This is a genomic window from Mycobacterium sp. IDUB_9 (assembly GCF_055419505.1).
This window is the reverse complement of sequence record NZ_JBVAXU010000024.1, coordinates 1-303: the sequence shown is the minus strand read 5'-3', so window position 1 is coordinate 303 and position 303 is coordinate 1. Positions and strand designations below refer to the sequence as shown.

The following is a 303-nucleotide window of genomic DNA, read 5'->3' as shown; positions in this document are numbered from 1 at the left end:
GGCGATTGGGACGAAGTCGTAACAAGGTAGCCGTACCGGAAGGTGCGGCTGGATCACCTCCTTTCTAAGGAGCACCACGAGACCTGGGCCGGCCCCGTAAATCGCGGGATCAGCTGTGCTTTCAGGCGATTCGTTGGATGGCCCTCTTACCTGTAGTGGGTGGGGGTCTGGTGCACTCGACAAACTTAGCGTGGGATGCGGGAAAGCATCTGCGGAAAATCATCAGACACACTATTGGGCTTTGAGACAACAGGCCCGTTTTTCCCTGGCCCCTGTGTGGGGTGGGAGGCGTGTTGTTGCTCC

The 303-nt window shown here is 58.1% G+C and carries 1 rRNA gene; it reads left to right on the top strand.

What is annotated here, in order from left to right:
* Positions 1-64: ribosomal RNA gene (locus tag ACZY08_RS29740) — 16S ribosomal RNA — on the top strand; the annotation flags it as partial.
* Between the last annotated feature and the right edge of the window lie 239 nt (positions 65-303).